General features: G+C 66.1%; 9 protein-coding genes. 2 read left to right on the top strand and 7 right to left on the bottom strand.

Going from position 1 to position 15,695, the window contains the following annotated elements; genetic code table 11:
• Positions 1 to 170: 170 nt before the first annotated feature.
• The 4 genes from ACFVS9_RS05395 to ACFVS9_RS05380 form a co-directional block, all read right to left on the bottom strand.
• A complete protein-coding gene (locus ACFVS9_RS05395) occupies positions 171 to 2,666 on the bottom strand; it encodes a hypothetical protein (protein WP_382983595.1) in 2,496 nt (831 codons plus the stop codon).
• Positions 2,663 to 3,079, bottom strand: coding sequence for a hypothetical protein (locus tag ACFVS9_RS05390; RefSeq protein WP_382983593.1), 417 nt, complete (start codon positions 3,077 to 3,079; stop codon positions 2,663 to 2,665). The genes ACFVS9_RS05395 and ACFVS9_RS05390 overlap by 4 nt, the downstream gene beginning before the upstream one ends.
• Positions 3,080 to 3,151: 72 nt before the next feature.
• The gene (locus tag ACFVS9_RS05385) at positions 3,152 to 3,949 is read right to left on the bottom strand and encodes a hypothetical protein (RefSeq protein ID WP_382983590.1); all 798 of its coding nucleotides are present in this window, start codon (positions 3,947 to 3,949) and stop codon (positions 3,152 to 3,154) included.
• A gap of 416 nt (positions 3,950 to 4,365) precedes the next feature.
• Positions 4,366 to 6,387 carry a recombinase family protein gene (locus tag ACFVS9_RS05380; protein WP_382983588.1) on the bottom strand — a complete coding sequence of 674 codons (2,022 nt, stop codon included), beginning with the start codon at positions 6,385 to 6,387 and terminating at the stop codon, positions 4,366 to 4,368.
• A 364-nt stretch (positions 6,388 to 6,751) separates the two neighbouring features.
• Between ACFVS9_RS05380 and ACFVS9_RS05375 the strand changes: the two genes are divergently transcribed.
• Both ACFVS9_RS05375 and ACFVS9_RS05370 read left to right on the top strand, forming a co-directional pair.
• Positions 6,752 to 7,864 (top strand): helix-turn-helix domain-containing protein, encoded by a 1,113-nt coding sequence (locus tag ACFVS9_RS05375; RefSeq protein ID WP_382983587.1) that lies wholly within the window; start codon positions 6,752 to 6,754, stop codon positions 7,862 to 7,864.
• Between the two features lie 3 nt (positions 7,865 to 7,867).
• The gene (locus tag ACFVS9_RS05370) at positions 7,868 to 9,031 is read left to right on the top strand and encodes a hypothetical protein (RefSeq protein WP_382983585.1); all 1,164 of its coding nucleotides are present in this window, start codon (positions 7,868 to 7,870) and stop codon (positions 9,029 to 9,031) included.
• A 19-nt stretch (positions 9,032 to 9,050) separates the two neighbouring features.
• Here the strand turns inward: ACFVS9_RS05370 and ACFVS9_RS05365 are convergent, their stop codons facing one another.
• The 3 genes from ACFVS9_RS05365 to ACFVS9_RS05355 all read right to left on the bottom strand — a co-directional run bounded on the left by ACFVS9_RS05365 (position 9,051) and on the right by ACFVS9_RS05355 (position 15,656).
• Positions 9,051 to 9,668 (bottom strand): hypothetical protein, encoded by a 618-nt coding sequence (locus ACFVS9_RS05365; RefSeq protein ID WP_382983583.1) that lies wholly within the window; start codon positions 9,666 to 9,668, stop codon positions 9,051 to 9,053.
• A gap of 626 nt (positions 9,669 to 10,294) precedes the next feature.
• Positions 10,295 to 12,454, bottom strand: coding sequence for a RecQ family ATP-dependent DNA helicase (locus tag ACFVS9_RS05360; protein ID WP_382983581.1), 2,160 nt, complete (start codon positions 12,452 to 12,454; stop codon positions 10,295 to 10,297).
• A gap of 298 nt (positions 12,455 to 12,752) precedes the next feature.
• Positions 12,753 to 15,656 (bottom strand): FG-GAP repeat domain-containing protein, encoded by a 2,904-nt coding sequence (locus tag ACFVS9_RS05355; protein ID WP_389930195.1) that lies wholly within the window; start codon positions 15,654 to 15,656, stop codon positions 12,753 to 12,755.
• Positions 15,657 to 15,695 lie beyond the last annotated feature (39 nt).

Genomic DNA, 15,695 nt, shown 5'->3' with positions numbered 1-15,695 from the left:
GGATGGGAACAGCGCGTCCCGGAACTTCCGTTCCGCCCGAACTGCCATTCAGGCATCTGCGCGACATCGAGCGCCGAACAACCTGCATACACCTGTGTGGCCCGTGGTATCCACTGGTTCTCTGTGTTTGAAAGCTGGTCCGTCGTCCGGGCACAGCTCGCGGGCAGGCTCTATGGGAGGCCCGTGCGCAGAGTTCGTGGCCCATTGTCGGTGAGGTGGAGACGGTGGAGGTCCTCGTGGAGCCAGGCATAGGCGTAATCGGTTGCGGGGGCGTCGTCGAAGATCTCCGGCTCGCTGAATACAGGCGTACTCGGGCGCGCCCATGGGGTCCTCGTCGGGTGGGGCCCGCCCGTGAGAGGAGGCGCAAGGGCGTAGAAAGCGTCCTCTGACGGGATCAGGTGAACGGTGACTGAGCCGCTCGACGAGGGGCAGAGGGTCAGCCGCATCTTGGGCGGCTCGTACGAGTCTTGGCCGCGGGGCGCGGCTGTGAACAGGTCGCCGATCAGCGCGGCGGGGGCTGCGCAGGACAGGCCGAGTACCTGCTTGAGCTGAGGGAACCAGGTGTTGACGAGCGCGGTGTAGATCTCTACTGCGGCGGTGAGGACTTGCTCGGTGCGCAGCCTGAGCTGTTCTGGGCTGTAGGCGTCCCAGACCCAGTACCTCTGGAGGCTCTCTTCTTGGTCGGGAACGGCATACGGGGAGTGAAGCAAGCCGTGAGCGTCAGCCCATCGGCCGCTGTCGAGTTCCTCATCGAGCCGCAGCAGTTCCGCCTGCCGCCCGGTGAACCGCTTGCCGAAGCTCGACCGAACCGGCACTCCTCCTGACCTCCCGTAGAGGCGCTGACGCAGCGCCTCGTGTACTTCTCCTGCCCGCAGTGGGGTGAAACGACGGGGGGCAAGTCCAATCAGGTCCGCGCCCGCCAACCAGAGACGCTCCTTGGTATAGGCGTCACAGTCAGCCAGGTCGAAGTCCTTGTGGGCGCACAGGGTGTGCAGGTGTGAGGTGAGCAGGTTCAGCGTCTTCTGCCAGGGCCAGGCGGCGTACTCCACGGCGGCGGCCCCGAACGATGCCGTCAGTGGGCGAACCCCACGCGGTTCCACCCATCGGTTGGCAACCGGGATTGCGAGCCCCGGGGTGTGGTCACCATCTCGCGGCAGGATGTGTAGCCCCAGCTTGTTGCCGTCCAGTTCGGCAGAGACCGTAACCTGCCCGGTCCATCCCGGGGAGGAAAAGGCGCGGTCTCCTGCCGGGCTGAGCGCTTGCTGCCAGCCATCGAGGGTTTCTTGCAGGCGCTGGCTGACCATGTCTGCAGGAAGATCTGGCCAAGGGCCTTTCCCTTCGGGGGGCGCCTGCGGGATCGCCTCGTGGACCGCCCAGGCCGCGACGCCGGGATTCATACGTAGCAAAGGATCAAGCACAGTGCGGACCGAGTCCCAGCCGCCCGAAGCGATCGCCATGGCCAGCCCGTAGCGCCACCGGTCCAGCAGCTCCGCGCTTTGCACCACCTCGGCCAGTACCCCGCCGGCCAGCAGGGCTTGGCCTGCGAAGTACTGCTCGAGCACGGGCAGGGCGAAGGTTAGGTATCGGTCGCCGAGACGCACCACCAGCCGAGTGCCCAGCAGCGCCCGCACCTCGCCAGGGCTGCCTACGTCAGCGGTCGCCGCCACGCCTCCGGTGTTGGCACAGGCCGCAGCCAGCCGCTGCAACAGCCGCTCGGCACGTTCTTCCTGGACGCTCTCGACATTGCGCAACGCCCGGGTGACCAGTGCGTCCAGGAAGGCCACCGGACTGTTCGGCAGACGCTCGTGATCGCTCTGGAGCTGCGCCCCGATGATGGCGAACAGAGGCCGACGCAGCACGCTGCGCACCATTCTCGATTGGCTGTGTACCGCGAGGCCGCTTCCGCCGAGCCGGTCCATCAGCGCTGCCGCTTCTTCCTCGGTCAGCTCTGGCACGACCCTGCGCACCTCAGTGTCCATCTCCAGGCCGGGACGGGCAGTGCCCATGATGCGCCAACGCCCATTGGTCGCAGACGCGGTCCAGCTGAGGGCTTGGTCCAGCAGCTCTTTACCGCGGATCGGACCGGGCTCATCCAGCCCGTCCACCACCAGCGCAACACCGCGTGCGGCAGGATCTCCGAGCGCGCGTGCCATGCGACTGGCCGCGTCAATCACGTTGCCCGAAATGTGCTGAGCAACGAGGTGAACTGGAATGGGGGCCTGCGCGTCGGCACGCGCTGCGGCGATGTCCTGCTGGTGCTGCCGCTCGGCGGCCAGCGATTTACCCGCTCCGAAGTCGCCCTCCAGAACTACAACACCGGCCTCAGGCAGGGTTGCCGCTACCGCCGTGGACAGGGCTCCCAGCTGCAGGCTGTCAGCGAATTCGGCTGCCACCGCAATGGGGACACCGGCCGCGTGCCAGCGCTGCACCATGCGGGCTCGACCTGCGGCGGCCAGGTCATCCAGCGTTACCCGCTCATCAGGCAACAGCTGGGCCTTGACCACGGTGTTGCCGTGCCCGGACACGACAATCTCGGCAGACCCGGCGATCGCTATGGCTCCTTCACCCGCCGCCGACACTGTGCCTGGTACGGCCGAAGTCTGGTGCGAGCCGAGCGAGGCATCGTTGCGCGGCCGGAAACCGAAACGGCTCCACCAGACTTTCACGTGCTGTTGCCGTCTCCTGTGACCGCCTCACCGATGGAACCGCCGGCCGACACCGACTTCGGGCCGGACGCCTCCACAGCCCCGGTCGGGGCCACTGACGTTGGGAGAGAAGAGTGCGGCGCGCCCGGCAGTTGGTTTCGGTTGCCTGTGACGGCTCTGCCGATGCTGCCGCCGGCGGCAACGGAACCTGCACCGGACGCAGTGACCCCCTGTGTGGCCTGCTGCGCGGACTGCAGCAGCAAGCCACGGACGGCAAAGACAGTCATGACAAGGGTGGCGGTATCGGCAGCAAGGCCCGCCGTAGTGCCCGCCGCGCCAAGATCTTTAAGCCACAACATCAATGCCAGCCCCACGCAGGTCAGACCGGCTGCGACCGCCACCACCCACAGCACGCCCCGATGCCAGCCCGTCATCTCAACACCTCACATGTCCGATGATCTGTGGCGGCAGCCTAACCGAGACGCCAGGCACGTGGCCGCACTTCCTCAGCCCCGATCGGCCACTCTGGTGCCCAGCGCACCGCGGGACCAGAAACGCATCGGACTCGCGCCCTCTACTTCCTGGGAGAAGGGAATCCAACGCTGGACGCTCCCGCTGCGCTGGCCGTAGATCTCGGCGTCATATGCCTCGTTCGTTACCAGAGCCACGACACCGGCGGCATCGCCTGCGTACGCGTCGTTGAGCGCCGTTGTCCGGGCATGTGCCTGCAAGGCTTGGACGAAGGACGGGCTGGCGATGTGCGAGCCGTCGTATTCACCAAATCCCATGTGAAGGACAAGCCGCAGCTGCGGAAGGAGATAACTGGGCCTGGCAATCGTATGGGACCAGTCCTCTTCCATCAAGCGGTCCAGTGCGGGCAGCAGGCGGGCCCCTACTTCGCGCAGATCCCCAGATCCCGTGATCAAAAGCAACGTCTCCCCGTTGCTCTGCTCCTCACCGTAGGCCACCAAGTCTGGGGCACCGATCTGCTGCAGCGCTTGCTCTGCGTAGGACCGCACCAGGCGGCGACCGGGATGCGTCGAAACAGCCTGTCCAACCCAATTGACCAGACCGATCAGCACCGGAACGACGGCCTTCACCCCGACCGGGGGTGGATCACAGTCTTCCCCGCCCATCGAGACCGCCGGACGCCCGTCACCGAAGAACAAGTACTGGTGGACAACGTTGTGGTTGCCCGTCACCGCGAGGCCGATGCCGCCGCCAGCGGCAATGCTGCGACTGCCGGAAGCCACAACCGCTGGCGTGTCCGGCTCATCCGGCGGCACGGTACCGGGTTTTGTCACCGCGCCCTCCTTTCAATTCAGTTGCACGTCGCCGCGGAAAGTGAGCATACGACTGCTGGCAGACCGCAGGACGGTGCCCACCCAGCCCTCGGGGAAGTAAAGACAACCTTGTTCGGACGGCGCCATCCCCCCGTACTGATGTTCATGTGTACGCCGGCGTCCTGCCGCGCGACGCGCGATCAAGGCCGCTTTCGCCGAAACGATCGTCCTTGTTGGCCGCCCGTCGGCGTCCGGCCAACAAGGACGTCCTGTGGCCTCGCCCGCAGTGCGGAGGTAGGCAGACGCCGGATCGTTCAGGGAGCACCTTGACGTAGTGGTGCACGCCCAGAACGTATGCTCGCGTGATCCCATCGCTCGACCGGCTACACCACTCGGCGGGACACCATCCTCCTACGCCCCGTCTACATGGACCACGGCTACAGCTCCATCCGAAACCTGAACGCCCTCCCCCTACCGTGGTCCGGCAGTGAAATATTGAGGCTCCCCCGTTGAGCGCTGTTCAGCAGCTTCCGCGGCTCTACGGAACATCCGATCCGGGTCTTCTGCTCAGTTGATTCAGTTGATGCAGGCAGTGGTGTGCCCTCGGCAGCCGCGAGGGATCGCATGGCGTCCTCCCAGAAGCCGGACTCGCGCCAGCGTGCCGCATAGGTCCGCAACGTCGAGGGGCAGCCGAACAGATCAGGGAGAGCGCTCCAGGATGTGCCCGTGCGGGCCTTGTAGAGGATTCCGGTCATCACCAGCCGGGGGCTGACTCCTCGGGGCCTGTGAGTGATCATCGGCTCGATGATCGTCCAGCCCTCATCGGTCAGCAGCGGGACCAGCAGGTGCCTCTCGGTGAACCACGCCGCCAGTGCACACGGCTGCCCGTTGCGCCCCCGCCGAGGTGACCCAAGGAAGGTCACCTCAACCTCGAGCTCGGCCATGAGCTCCTTCTGACGCTCCAGCGGAAGGTGGTTCCACATCCGGTGGACCGTGGCTGCAAGCTCGACGAGCTGAGCGGACCGCTCTCGTGCCAGATCGGATTCCGCCAGCCGTGCTTTCAGCTCTCTCCGGGAATCGAGCAGCACGTCGAGTTCCGCCTGCAGTGGCGCGATCTGCCGCTCCACCGCCTTCTCCGACTCCTTCAGGCACAGATCGCGCGCGGCGACCTCCTTCGCGGCCACGCCGAGGGCGATGGTGACGGCCTGCCTGTGGATCCTGATCTGCCGGTCGAGTTCGACCCTGCGCTCCCCCGAGCCGTCACACTGGCCGGCTGCTGCCTCGGACTGACAGCCAGCCGTGGTGCTGAGTCGGTCCGCGTCGCCGAGGAGCATCTTGACTCTTCTCCAGGTCTGCTCCTCGACCAGATCAGCAGCCAGGTAGGGGCAGGAGCAGGTGGGCGCGCCTACGTATGCCTTGCTCCGGCCTTGGCACCGGTACGCCTTTGTCCGAAGGATCGTTCCGCCGCCGATGTAGCGCTTGCCGCAGGGGCTGACGATCCGGCCGCTGAGGGTATAGACACGGTCCTTCTGCACTGTACGGACCGGGTGCTTGGTGGCGGCCCGGAGTTCCTCGACCTCGGCGGGAGTGAAGACCGGGGGCAGGGGGATGACCACCGGATCGCCGTTCACCGGCCGCCCGTCGTGGTCTCGCTTCACTCCCCCGGAGCCACGGAACACCTGCCGTGCTTCCAGGACGATGGGGCTGAGCACCTGCTGGCGCAGGCTCTGGCCGCCCCACGGCCCGCCGTCCCGCCTCGTATGGCCCTCCGTGTTCAGCACGACCGCCGCCTGGCCCCAGTCTCGCAAGGCGACGTACAGCCTCCGCCCCCGCCGCAACGCGCACGCCTCGTGCTTCGCCGCGCAGTCCCTACCCGCACGACACTCATCCAGGACGAGGCGGCCCGCCCGGACGCGGTAGCCGTAAGGGACCTTGCCCCCGGTGTAGCCGCCGCTCTCGGCCTTCTCCTGGATGCCTCCTTGGGTCCGCTCGCGAATGATCTCCCGCTCGTCCTCGGCGTAATCGGCATCCTTCCGCATCTTGCTCTCCCCCTCGGGAGTGCTGTTGTCGTAGTCCCGCTTGACCACGGCAACGAAGATGCCGATCTCTTGGAGTTCCCAGACCCACCTCCAAAAGGCACGTCCGGTGCGGCCGATGGCACGGCCCTCGTTCACGACGACGATGTCGAACGGCCGTGGAACCTTCCACGCCTGCTCCATAAGGCGTCGGAGAGCAGGGCGTTGGCGTGATTCCAAAGCCCCGGACACTCCCTCGTCCACGAACGTGCCGACGTGCTCCCAACCCTTCTGGCTGATATGCCGGGCCGTCTTCTTGCCCGAGTACGCGATGCCGTGGCCCTTGGCCTGCTCCTTCGTCGACACACGCAAGTAGTCCACAGCCCGCAAGGCTCGCCTGCCCGAACGCAGCCGAGCCGCCACCGCCACATGAGGATCTTGCATGCCGGATGAGTTACCCCTGCGGACCCGAGACGAAGCGCCCGTCGCATGGCGGTTCAACTCCACGCCGACTCGAGGCCGACCCCGGGAAGGCGTGGCGCGAGCCGGGTCGTCGCGACTCGCACTCACACCCCTGATGCCCTGGTCGGTGCCGCCATAGGCGGCGGCGCCCGGACTGCCACGACTTCACATCGAGGACCTCACGACACGAATTCATCAAAATCGTCCGAAGAGCGTGCCCTTGGGATGTCAGTGCGGCGTGGCATCCCTGAGGACCAGACAACCCGCGGATCGCAACAGGAATATTTTGAGGGATAAAACCGTGTATCCTCAGTGGTGTTGAGTCGGTCAAGACGGGAGGTGGCTCGTGAGTGACCAGGCAAACTTGATCGCAGAACCAGCCATGCTCGCGCTGGCCCGCGATTCCCGCGGTTGGACCCAGGCCGATCTCGCTGCAGAGATGTCGCGTGTGGAGGGCAACCGCATCACGCAGGGGTACGTAAGCCGGGCCGAAGCCGGGCGCATCCCGGTCCGGGGCGATCGGCTCCACCTCTTCGCTTCCGCACTTGGCTTCACCGCCCAAATGCTGTGCCGGGATGTCGAAGCGACCGGGACAGGCGTCGGGCTGGTACACCACCGCAAGCGCGCCTCCATGGGCGCCCCCGCACTACGTCGGATCCACGCGACGCTGGCACTTACCCGTATGCAGGTCGAATCGGTGACACGAGCCGCGGCCCTCCGTCGCAACACTCTGTTCAGGCCCATCGAAGTCAACGATTTCGATACTCCTGCAGATGCGGCGGAGACGGTACGCGACGAGTGGAATGTTCCCCCTGGGCCCATCGACGACCTGGTCGCTCTGCTCGAGGATGCCGGTGCACTGGTCGTGGTCCGCGACCTGGGCACCACGGAACTTGACGCCGTAAGCCAGTGGCCGGCGGGCAAGGCACCGCTGATTCTATTGAACTCCGCTGGGCCCGCCGATCGTTCACGCTTCAGCCTCGCGCATGAGCTGGGCCACCTGGTGATGCACCGCGAGCCCGGCGAGAGCCGTGTGCAAGAGGCCCAGGCCGATCGGTTCGCCTCTGAGTTCCTGATGCCTCACGAGGTGATCCTGCCTGAACTGAAGCCCAGCATCGATGTTGCCCGACTCATCGACCTCAAAGGCCGGTGGGGGGTGTCAATGGCCGCTCTGATCAGACGAGCCATGGACCTGGGAGTCATCAGCGAATGGCAATACCGCACGCTGATGGTCGAGCTGTCCGCTCTCGGCTACCGAACCAACGAACCGACCACGATCCGGCGCGAAATTCCGCGCCACTTTACTCAAGTCGTCACCCGACTTGAGGAGCAGCTCCACCTCAGTGCGATCGAGACCGCTCACCTGGCGGGCCTGGGTCGTGAGGAGTTCCACGAGATCTACTTGTGCGCTTCCTCTCCGTCCGGACACAAGGACGTGCCGGACTCTCCAGCGAGGTGATTCATGAGCAACACCCCAGACCCGAGGCAGCAACCGCCTGCCGCCAGGACTCTCGACCGCACCGTTGCAGCTGTGCCGCTCCTGCAGGGGCGCGTCCTGCTCCACGAGAACGCCATCAACATCCCGCGTCCCCGCCACGCACTCGACGACGATCTCAGCGGGGTGGTCATGACCGGGCCCAAGGCCGATGCGCGAGCCTTCCAGCTCCGCACCGCTGCCGGCTACAAGGGAACCCTGCTGATCGACAGCGCCCCTTACGCCACCCACACGGCCACGGCAGAAGAACCGTTCATGGCCCCTCCTGACGAGCTGTTCGCGTCCGTGGACGACTCCCTCACCTTCCAAAAGGCCCGAGGGGCGAGCGCAGCACTGACTCCGACCGGATACATCCCGCCGGCCAGCTCCAGGGCGCTGAAGGCCGTGATGCGGGAAGCAAACCGAATCGAGCGCGCAGACACCCTGGTCTCTCTCCCGATCGACGTGACGTGGCTCAACCAAGAGAACATCGGTCAACTCATCGCGGTCTGCTCGAAGATCCACCACCCCAAGGCCGTCATCCTCTTCCGCCAGTTCGACCCACTGGAACAGACGAAGGACGTCCCCGCCAACTTGCGCAGGCTGTTTACCGAGGTCGAACATATGTCGCTTCTGCGCACGGATCTCGCAGCGCTCGACGTCATGGCGCATGGCGCCCTCTGTGCCGGCATCGGCGTCCAGAGCTCGCTCCGCCACGCGATCCCGCCCGACGAGACGGCCCGGACCGGCAAGCGAGGTGGCGGCCCCACCTACCCACACGCACTTATGCCCGAGCTGATGTGCTTCAAAGGTGCCGAGTCCCTGTCCAAGCTCTACGCCAACGTGGACCCCGCGACATGCGACTGCGACGAGTGCGACGGGCGCGGCCTCGACCGCTTCGCCCTGCCCGACGGCGAAACGCGACGTGAGGCCGATAACCACACCCTCCTCACCTGGAGCAGCTGGGTCAGCGAAATGGCAAGCTACCGCGTCGGCAACGAGCGCAAAACGTGGTGGCGCAGCAAATGCGCCGCAGCAGTCGATCGCTACGCGTTGGAAAACCAGCGCATCGGACTAGGCGCGCACCCCAAGTCCGGATTCCAAGTACCCCCACCGCTCAAAGCGTGGGCGACGCTACCCGTCGCTCCGTAGCAAGCTGCGTGCTGAACACTCAGGGAAGCTGCCGGTAGACATCCTCCAGGAACTTCCATCCGGCGACGGTATGGCGTCTACGCACGAACGGACGGGGGGAAACCACGGCCTCCACCCCATCATCCCGCGCCACGTACAGTCCGATGCCGAAGAAATCCGCGCGCATCACAGCATCATCCCTACGCCGCAGCACACCATCCACCACGACCGAACGAGCAGCAAAAGGAGTAAACCGCTCGGCCCGCTCCATAGCCGACTCCCAGCTACGCCCCGGCACAAAGACCATGTCGATATGCACCGGATGAATCGCCTGCCTGATGATCAGGCCACCCCGACGGACCACCGCACCCGCCGGTAGGCATTTCAACGCCCGCCGTTCCCTCTCACTCAAAGATCGAGCAGGAACCGACTCCCCAACAGGAAGAGCCATCAGGAGATTCAGCGCATCCAGCCGCACCAGCGGCGGCATCCCCACAGCTGCCCGTCGCTCACGCTCTCGCGCTTCATACCGGTAGGCCACAACTACCTGCGCCCCGAAAACTTCGGCAACAGCCAGCTTCGACTCGCGGGGCAAGAGGTCACCCGGAGCCAGCGCCCCCGCGACCACATCCACAGGCTCCCGTGCCGTGATCGCCATGAACCAACCCGCTCTCGTCCCGGACTGACAACCGCCCCAGCGGGGCTTGCACGCACTCCTCGTCACCGCAAGCCATGGACCACCGGATGCAGGTGCAGATCACCTGTCATGAACCGTCTTCCGCTCCTGAGCCGCAGCGTGCGCAAGGCCCACAGGGCTAACTGGCCTCGCGGAGCCCGAGACACGAAAACTCCTCCGCGCGACCAAGGCTAGTACGGGCACTCGCACGATCGGCGACCACCTCCCGAATGATCCCGAACCGGTCAGCAACTGGCCAGCGCTGCCCAGCAAGCACCCGCAGCGGACACCACCGATCGACAGCGATCGTAGCCACCCCAAGACGTGACGCCTACAGTTGTTCGAATATTTGCAGGAGGAAGGTCCCGCCCTATTGACGATCTCCGCATGCGCGGAGATGTTCCGCCGTGCATGTCGTCCTCGACGTACCGGCCCGGGTTCGCTCCGCGTACGCGGAGGTGTTCCGCCAGCCACACCGAGCTGGATGGTCACACCCGAATGCCCTGGGAAGGGCTCAACCTCTCACAGGTCCGCTTCATTACGAGTGTGGAGCCCAAGGTCGAAGTCCGGCCCTCCGCAGCAGCAATCTCCGAGAGTCCACATAGCGGCTATCCGGCGAGCGCCAGAACAAGCGGGAGTACTTGGTCGGCTCCGTTCTGGCGCAGGAAGCGTGCGCCCACCGCGAGGGTCCAGCCGGAGTCGGTGTAGTCGTCGACGAGTAGGACCGGGCCCGGAGTGGCGGCCAAGGCGGTGGCGAGTTCGTCGGGAACGGTGAACGAGTCTGCGAGCGCGCGTAGCCGTTGGGCGGAGTTGCTGCGGTGTGCGGTGTGTTCGTCGGCGCGCGGGGTGTAGGCGAGGCTGCCCAGGAGGGGGAGCCGGCCGACCCTGGCCACTCCCTCGGCCAGGGAGCCGACCAGCTGCGGGCGGGTGCGAGACGGCATGGCCACGACGCCGACGGGTCGGGCCACCGCGTCAGGCGTACCGCTGGCCCAGCCGCCCGGTGAACGGGCCCAGTCCGCCAGCACCGTCACCACAGCGTTCAACACGTCGTCCGGAACAGGCCCGTCTGCTGCCTGAGCGGACAGGAGTGGGCGCAGCCGGTTGCCCCAGCCGATGTCCGACAATCTGCCCAGCCCCCGCCCCGTGACGGCCTGCTGTCCCGCTGGGATGCGTCCCTTGAGGTCCATGCCGACCGCGGCGAGGCCGGTCGGCCACATCTTGCGGGGCTCGACCTCGACCCCCGGCCGGTCCAGCTCCCCCGTCGCCGCCGCGAGCGCCGAGGACGAGACTGCGGGATCCAGCCATGGACCGGCGCAGTTGTCGCAGCGACCGCACGGGACCGCCTTCTCGTCATCGAGCTGCCGCTGCAGGAACTCCATGCGGCAGCCACTGGTCGCCACGTAGTCCCGCATGGCCTGCTGCTCCGCGGCCCGCTGCTTCGCAACCCAGGCGTACCGCTCCGCGTCATACGCCCACGGCTGCCCTGTGGCAGTCCAGCCGCCCTTCACACGCTTGACCGCCCCGTCCACGTCCAGGACCTTCAGCATCGTCTCCAGACGCGAGCGGCGAAGATCCACCAAAGGCTCCAGGGCCGGCAGCGACAACGGACGCCCCGCACTCTCAAGGACATCCAGAGTGCGCCGCACCTGCTCCTCGGGCGGGAAACCCACCGAAGCGAAATACGCCCAGATCGCCTCGTCCTCCCGCCCCGGCAGCAGCAAAACATCCGCATGATCCACACCACGCCCAGCACGCCCCACCTGCTGGTAATAGGCAATCGGCGACGAGGGCGAGCCCAGGTGGACCACGAAGCCGAGGTCCGGCTTGTCGAAACCCATGCCGAGTGCGGATGTGGCGACCAGGGCCTTGACCCGGTTGGCCAGCAGATCCTCTTCGGCCTGCAACCGGTCGACGTTTTCCGTCTTTCCCGTGTAGGAAGCCACCGGATATCCGCGTTGCCGCAGGAATGCCGCGACCTCTTCCGCCGCCGCCACCGTCAGCGTGTAGATGATCCCCGAACCCTGCAGATCCCCAAGCCGCTCCCCCAGCCACGCAAGCCGGTGCGCCGCATTCGGCAACTCCAGCACCCCCAGGCGCAGACTTTCCCGGTCCAGCGGCCCCCGCAACACCAGAGCGTCCTTGCCGCCGGTTCCCAATTGCTCCGCCACATCCGCAGTCACCCGAGCATTCGCCGTGGCCGTCGTGGCAAGCACCGGAACGCCTGCCGGGAGTTCCGCCAGCATGGTGCGCAGCCGCCGGTAGTCCGGCCGGAAATCGTGCCCCCAGTCGGAGATGCAGTGCGCCTCATCGACCACCAAAAGCCCGGTCGTCGCCGCGAGCTTCGGCAGCACCTGATCACGAAAGTCCACGGAATTGAGACGCTCCGGGCTCACGAGGAGAACGTCGGTCTCCCCGCGCTCCACCTCACCGTAGATCGTCTCCCACTCCTCCGGATTAGCCGAGTTGATCGTGCGCGCCTGAATTCCCGCCCGCGCCGCCGCCTCGACCTGGTTACGCATCAACGCCAACAACGGCGAAATAATCACCGTCGGGCCGGCACCACGCCGCCGCAGCAGAGCAGTGGCCACGAAATACACTGCCGACTTCCCCCACCCGGTGCGCTGCACCACCAACGCCCGACGACGCTCCTCCACCAGGGCCGCCACCGCCTGCCACTGATCCTCCCGCAGCCGCGCAGACCCCGCAGGGGCACCGACCAGCTCAGCGAGGACGGTGTCGGCTTCAGTGCGCAGTTCCAGGGTGTCCATACCCCCATGCAACCCGATACCACCGACAATCGACGACTCCACCCCGTGTCACCACCCGCTCACAAACAGTCCACCGGCACACGCCGATCGAGGACGGACGAGACCGACCCTCCCGCCACACCCACCCCCGAACATCACGTTTACGCAGGTCAGGGCTCCACATCCGCCTGGAATTTGAATGCCCTCCCAGGGGTGTAGCCCGGAGCTCGGTGTCTAACTGCTATCTCCGGTGCGTGAAGAGGCCGGCTCGCTGTGATGGTGGTGTCGTTACAGCGAGCCGGCGGCGAGTAGTTTTCGGCTAAGAGATGATCTTGATGGCCTGCCAGCCGCCGGTACCGACTACTGTCGGTGGTTGGAGGAGGCCCGTCTTGCGGCCCGGGAAGAACTCAAGGCCCGCGCTGGTGTTGGCGGTGGTGGTCCAGAGGTCGCCGATGCCATCGCCATTGGAATCACCGGAGCCAGCAATCAAAGGGCGAGCGGATGTTGTCCACCCGGTGGCGTAAGCAGTCCGGCTGGGTCCTGCTCCCAGAGAGGACGGATCAGTGCCCCCGTCGGGTATTCCGTCGCCGTCCGCGTCGCCGTTGCTCTTGCCGTGGTAGAGCCAGAGCTCGCCGGTGATGGTGTGTCGGGCGATCAGATCAGTGAATCCGTCGCCGTCAACATCGCCTGCGGTGGCGAGTTGCATTGCGCCCCAGCCCGAGGAACCGATGGGGTAGCCGGCCTGGATGCTGCCGCTGGAGTAGCCGGGCAGGAACCAGAGCTGGTCGCCGATCACGGCCACGAAGTCGGGGTTGTTGCTCTCTTCACTCGGGGTGATGTCCCCTACTGACACTATTTGCTTGATCGTGGCGGGATCGAGGGTGAGGCCGGTCTCGGAGTCCTCGAAGAAGTAGACCTGTCGTTTGGTGTCCTCGGTGAACGCGCCCTGTCCGTCGTTCGGGTAGAGCCAAAGGCTGCCGTCCGACTTGCGTGCGACGAGATCCTCATAGAGGTCCTCGGTCCAGTCACCTCGGTGGGTGAGCAAGGAGCCCGCCCAACTGCCGTTCGCGACGACAGGTGTCGTGACTGACAGGGCGCCGTTCCCGGTGCCGCCATACAGGTGGAGATCGCTGCTTGCGTTGACTGCGAAGAGGTCGGGCATGCCGTCGCCGTTGACGTCACCCGGTTTGTCGACGACGCCTGGGCTCTTTGCGTAGAACTTGTAGGGGTAGACGGGACCGAAGTTCTTGCCTACGTCGACGGCCTGAACGTACAGGGTGTGGGGGCCCGGGGTGAGTGGGGTCAGCTTGGCCGATGCATCACCGCCGATGGTTGCCGGTTTGGCGACGGTGCTGGGCGGGGTGCGGTCCAGGCTCCAGCGGTATTCGGCGATGTCCTTCTCGCCTGCTGCGCCGAAGGTGAATTCGCCTTCTGTGCGGGCCAGGGCGCCCTCGGTGTCCTCGGGGTAGAGGTCGTTGACCGACTTCACGGTCGGCATCTTGGACGGAGCTGTCGGGTCGAAGCCGAAGCGGCAGCCGTTGGCCCCTGTCGTGGGTGTCCAGTCGGAGGCGAAGGCGGAGTCTCCGACGTCCTCGGCCTGCGCCTTCCATGAGAATTGTCCTGCGCTTGCTCCGATGTTGTCTGTGAGGAGTTTTTTGGGCACAGCGATGCTGGCCCGCACGCCTTTGGAGTCGCTGGCGAGGACGGTCTTGCGTACCGTTTGGTTGAAGATGATGCCTGGGCTGACGTCGTGCTTGCCCGTTGGCCAGAGGTGGAACTGGACGTTGACGTCGCCGCCGTCACGGTCCCATACCTGCGCGTTCAGAGTCACATCGGTGTTGCCCAGGGTGATGTAGGACGATCCGTTGCCGCACTCGGTGCTGCTGACCTTGGTGCTGGGGATGGTGTCCAGAGCCCAGGGTGCTTCCGGCCGGCGGTTGAACTCGACGATGAGCTTTGCGTCGGGCTTGAACTTCTTCCAGCTGTACTCGTCCTTTGCGTCTTCGGCGCTCTTGGGCGCGCGGAGACCGAAGGTGATGTTAGGTGACTTTGCTGCCGCTGCCTTGACCGCGGCGTCCTTGGCGGTGAAGTCGACGGCCTTGTCGGGGCATCCGTGCGTCTCGTTGCCGTGGGCGTAGTTGCGGCTGTCCTGGCGGGTGGACCAGGTGGGCTGCTTCGTCCAGGTGGTGGCTGAGCTGATGGGGCCGGTCACGTAGAGCTCGACCGGTTTGGCGGTGCAGGACCAGGAGTGTGTTTCGGTGATCTGGAACTGCGCGTCGATGACTTTGACGCCGGCCAGGAACTTGGACTCGACGCGGAAGAACGACCGTGCGGTGCCTCCTGTGGAGGACTCGTAGCCGACGCGTGCCTCGGTGGTGGTCCCGCCGCTCCAGCCGGTGCCGTTCCAGTAGCTGTCGTTGGGGTGGGGTTTGTAGGCGATGGTCCACGCGAGCCGGGTTCCGGTCATGCGGGGGTCGATATAGACCGGGTACGTCGTATCGGGCGAGGTCAGCAGGTCCTGGTCAGGTGTGAGCGTCAACTGGTCGTGGGTGAAGTCGACGCCCACGCTGCTGCTGTTGGTGCCTGGCGTCAGGTCCGTCGGCGCTTCGGCTGTCGCCGTGGAGGCAGCCTGGGACCTCGCGGAGGGAGGGGCCGGTTCTGTTCCGGAGGAGTCCCACATGCGGGCCGTCGATGTGGCGAATACCGTTTGACCGGCGGGGTTCACCGCCGTGAGGTTGCCCGCGTCGGGGTCTTGCTTGAGGGAGAGGCCCTCGGTCTTGAGGCCGAAATCGATGGTGTCGAGTTCAGGGTTCGCGGCCGCCTCCGCACTCTTGACGATCAGGGCCTGACTGAACCCGTCGACGCTCGCGGCAACGGCCAGGTCCACGCCCGGCAGGACCTCGCGGTACGTCGCGGTCGATCCTTCGAGCAGCGGGACGGGCAGCGGATCAGGCCAGCTCAACGAGACCGACCGCCCCTGGTCGGTGAGTGCCACCAGGGGGCCGTCTCCCCCCGCGGAGAAGGTCACGTGTCCGGCTGCGGCCTTGGGGCTGACGCGGCCGCTGACCCTGGCGAGGGTGGTATCGACGGTCTCCCACGTGCCTTCGCGCTTTACCCGGACCGGCATGGTGTGCTGCGTGCGGCGCAGGTTTCCGTTCGGCAGGGCATGGGTCTCGCTCGTCTCCGAGCGCTCGGACACGATCTCGACCGGCTCTCCGGACAAGCGTGCGGCTTCGAGCGCGCCGCGCTCGGACGTAGGTGC

Source organism: Streptomyces sp. NPDC058008 (genome assembly GCF_042886395.1).
Lineage (GTDB): Bacteria > Actinomycetota > Actinomycetes > Streptomycetales > Streptomycetaceae > Streptomyces.
The sequence above is the reverse complement of the archived record's forward strand: the minus strand, read 5'-3'. Positions and strand labels throughout refer to the sequence as shown.

What these genes read in the sequence shown, in the direction of transcription:
- ACFVS9_RS05365 (WP_382983583.1), bottom strand. Translation starts at nt 9,668, where the DNA reads ATGGCGATCACGGCACGGGAGCCTGTGGATGTGGTCGCGGGGGCGCTG.
- ACFVS9_RS05380 (WP_382983588.1), bottom strand. Translation starts at nt 6,387, where the DNA reads ATGCAAGATCCTCATGTGGCGGTGGCGGCTCGGCTGCGTTCGGGCAGG.
- ACFVS9_RS05370 (WP_382983585.1), top strand. Translation starts at nt 7,868, where the DNA reads ATGAGCAACACCCCAGACCCGAGGCAGCAACCGCCTGCCGCCAGGACT.
- ACFVS9_RS05360 (WP_382983581.1), bottom strand. Translation starts at nt 12,454, where the DNA reads ATGGACACCCTGGAACTGCGCACTGAAGCCGACACCGTCCTCGCTGAG.
- ACFVS9_RS05390 (WP_382983593.1), bottom strand. Translation starts at nt 3,079, where the DNA reads ATGACGGGCTGGCATCGGGGCGTGCTGTGGGTGGTGGCGGTCGCAGCC.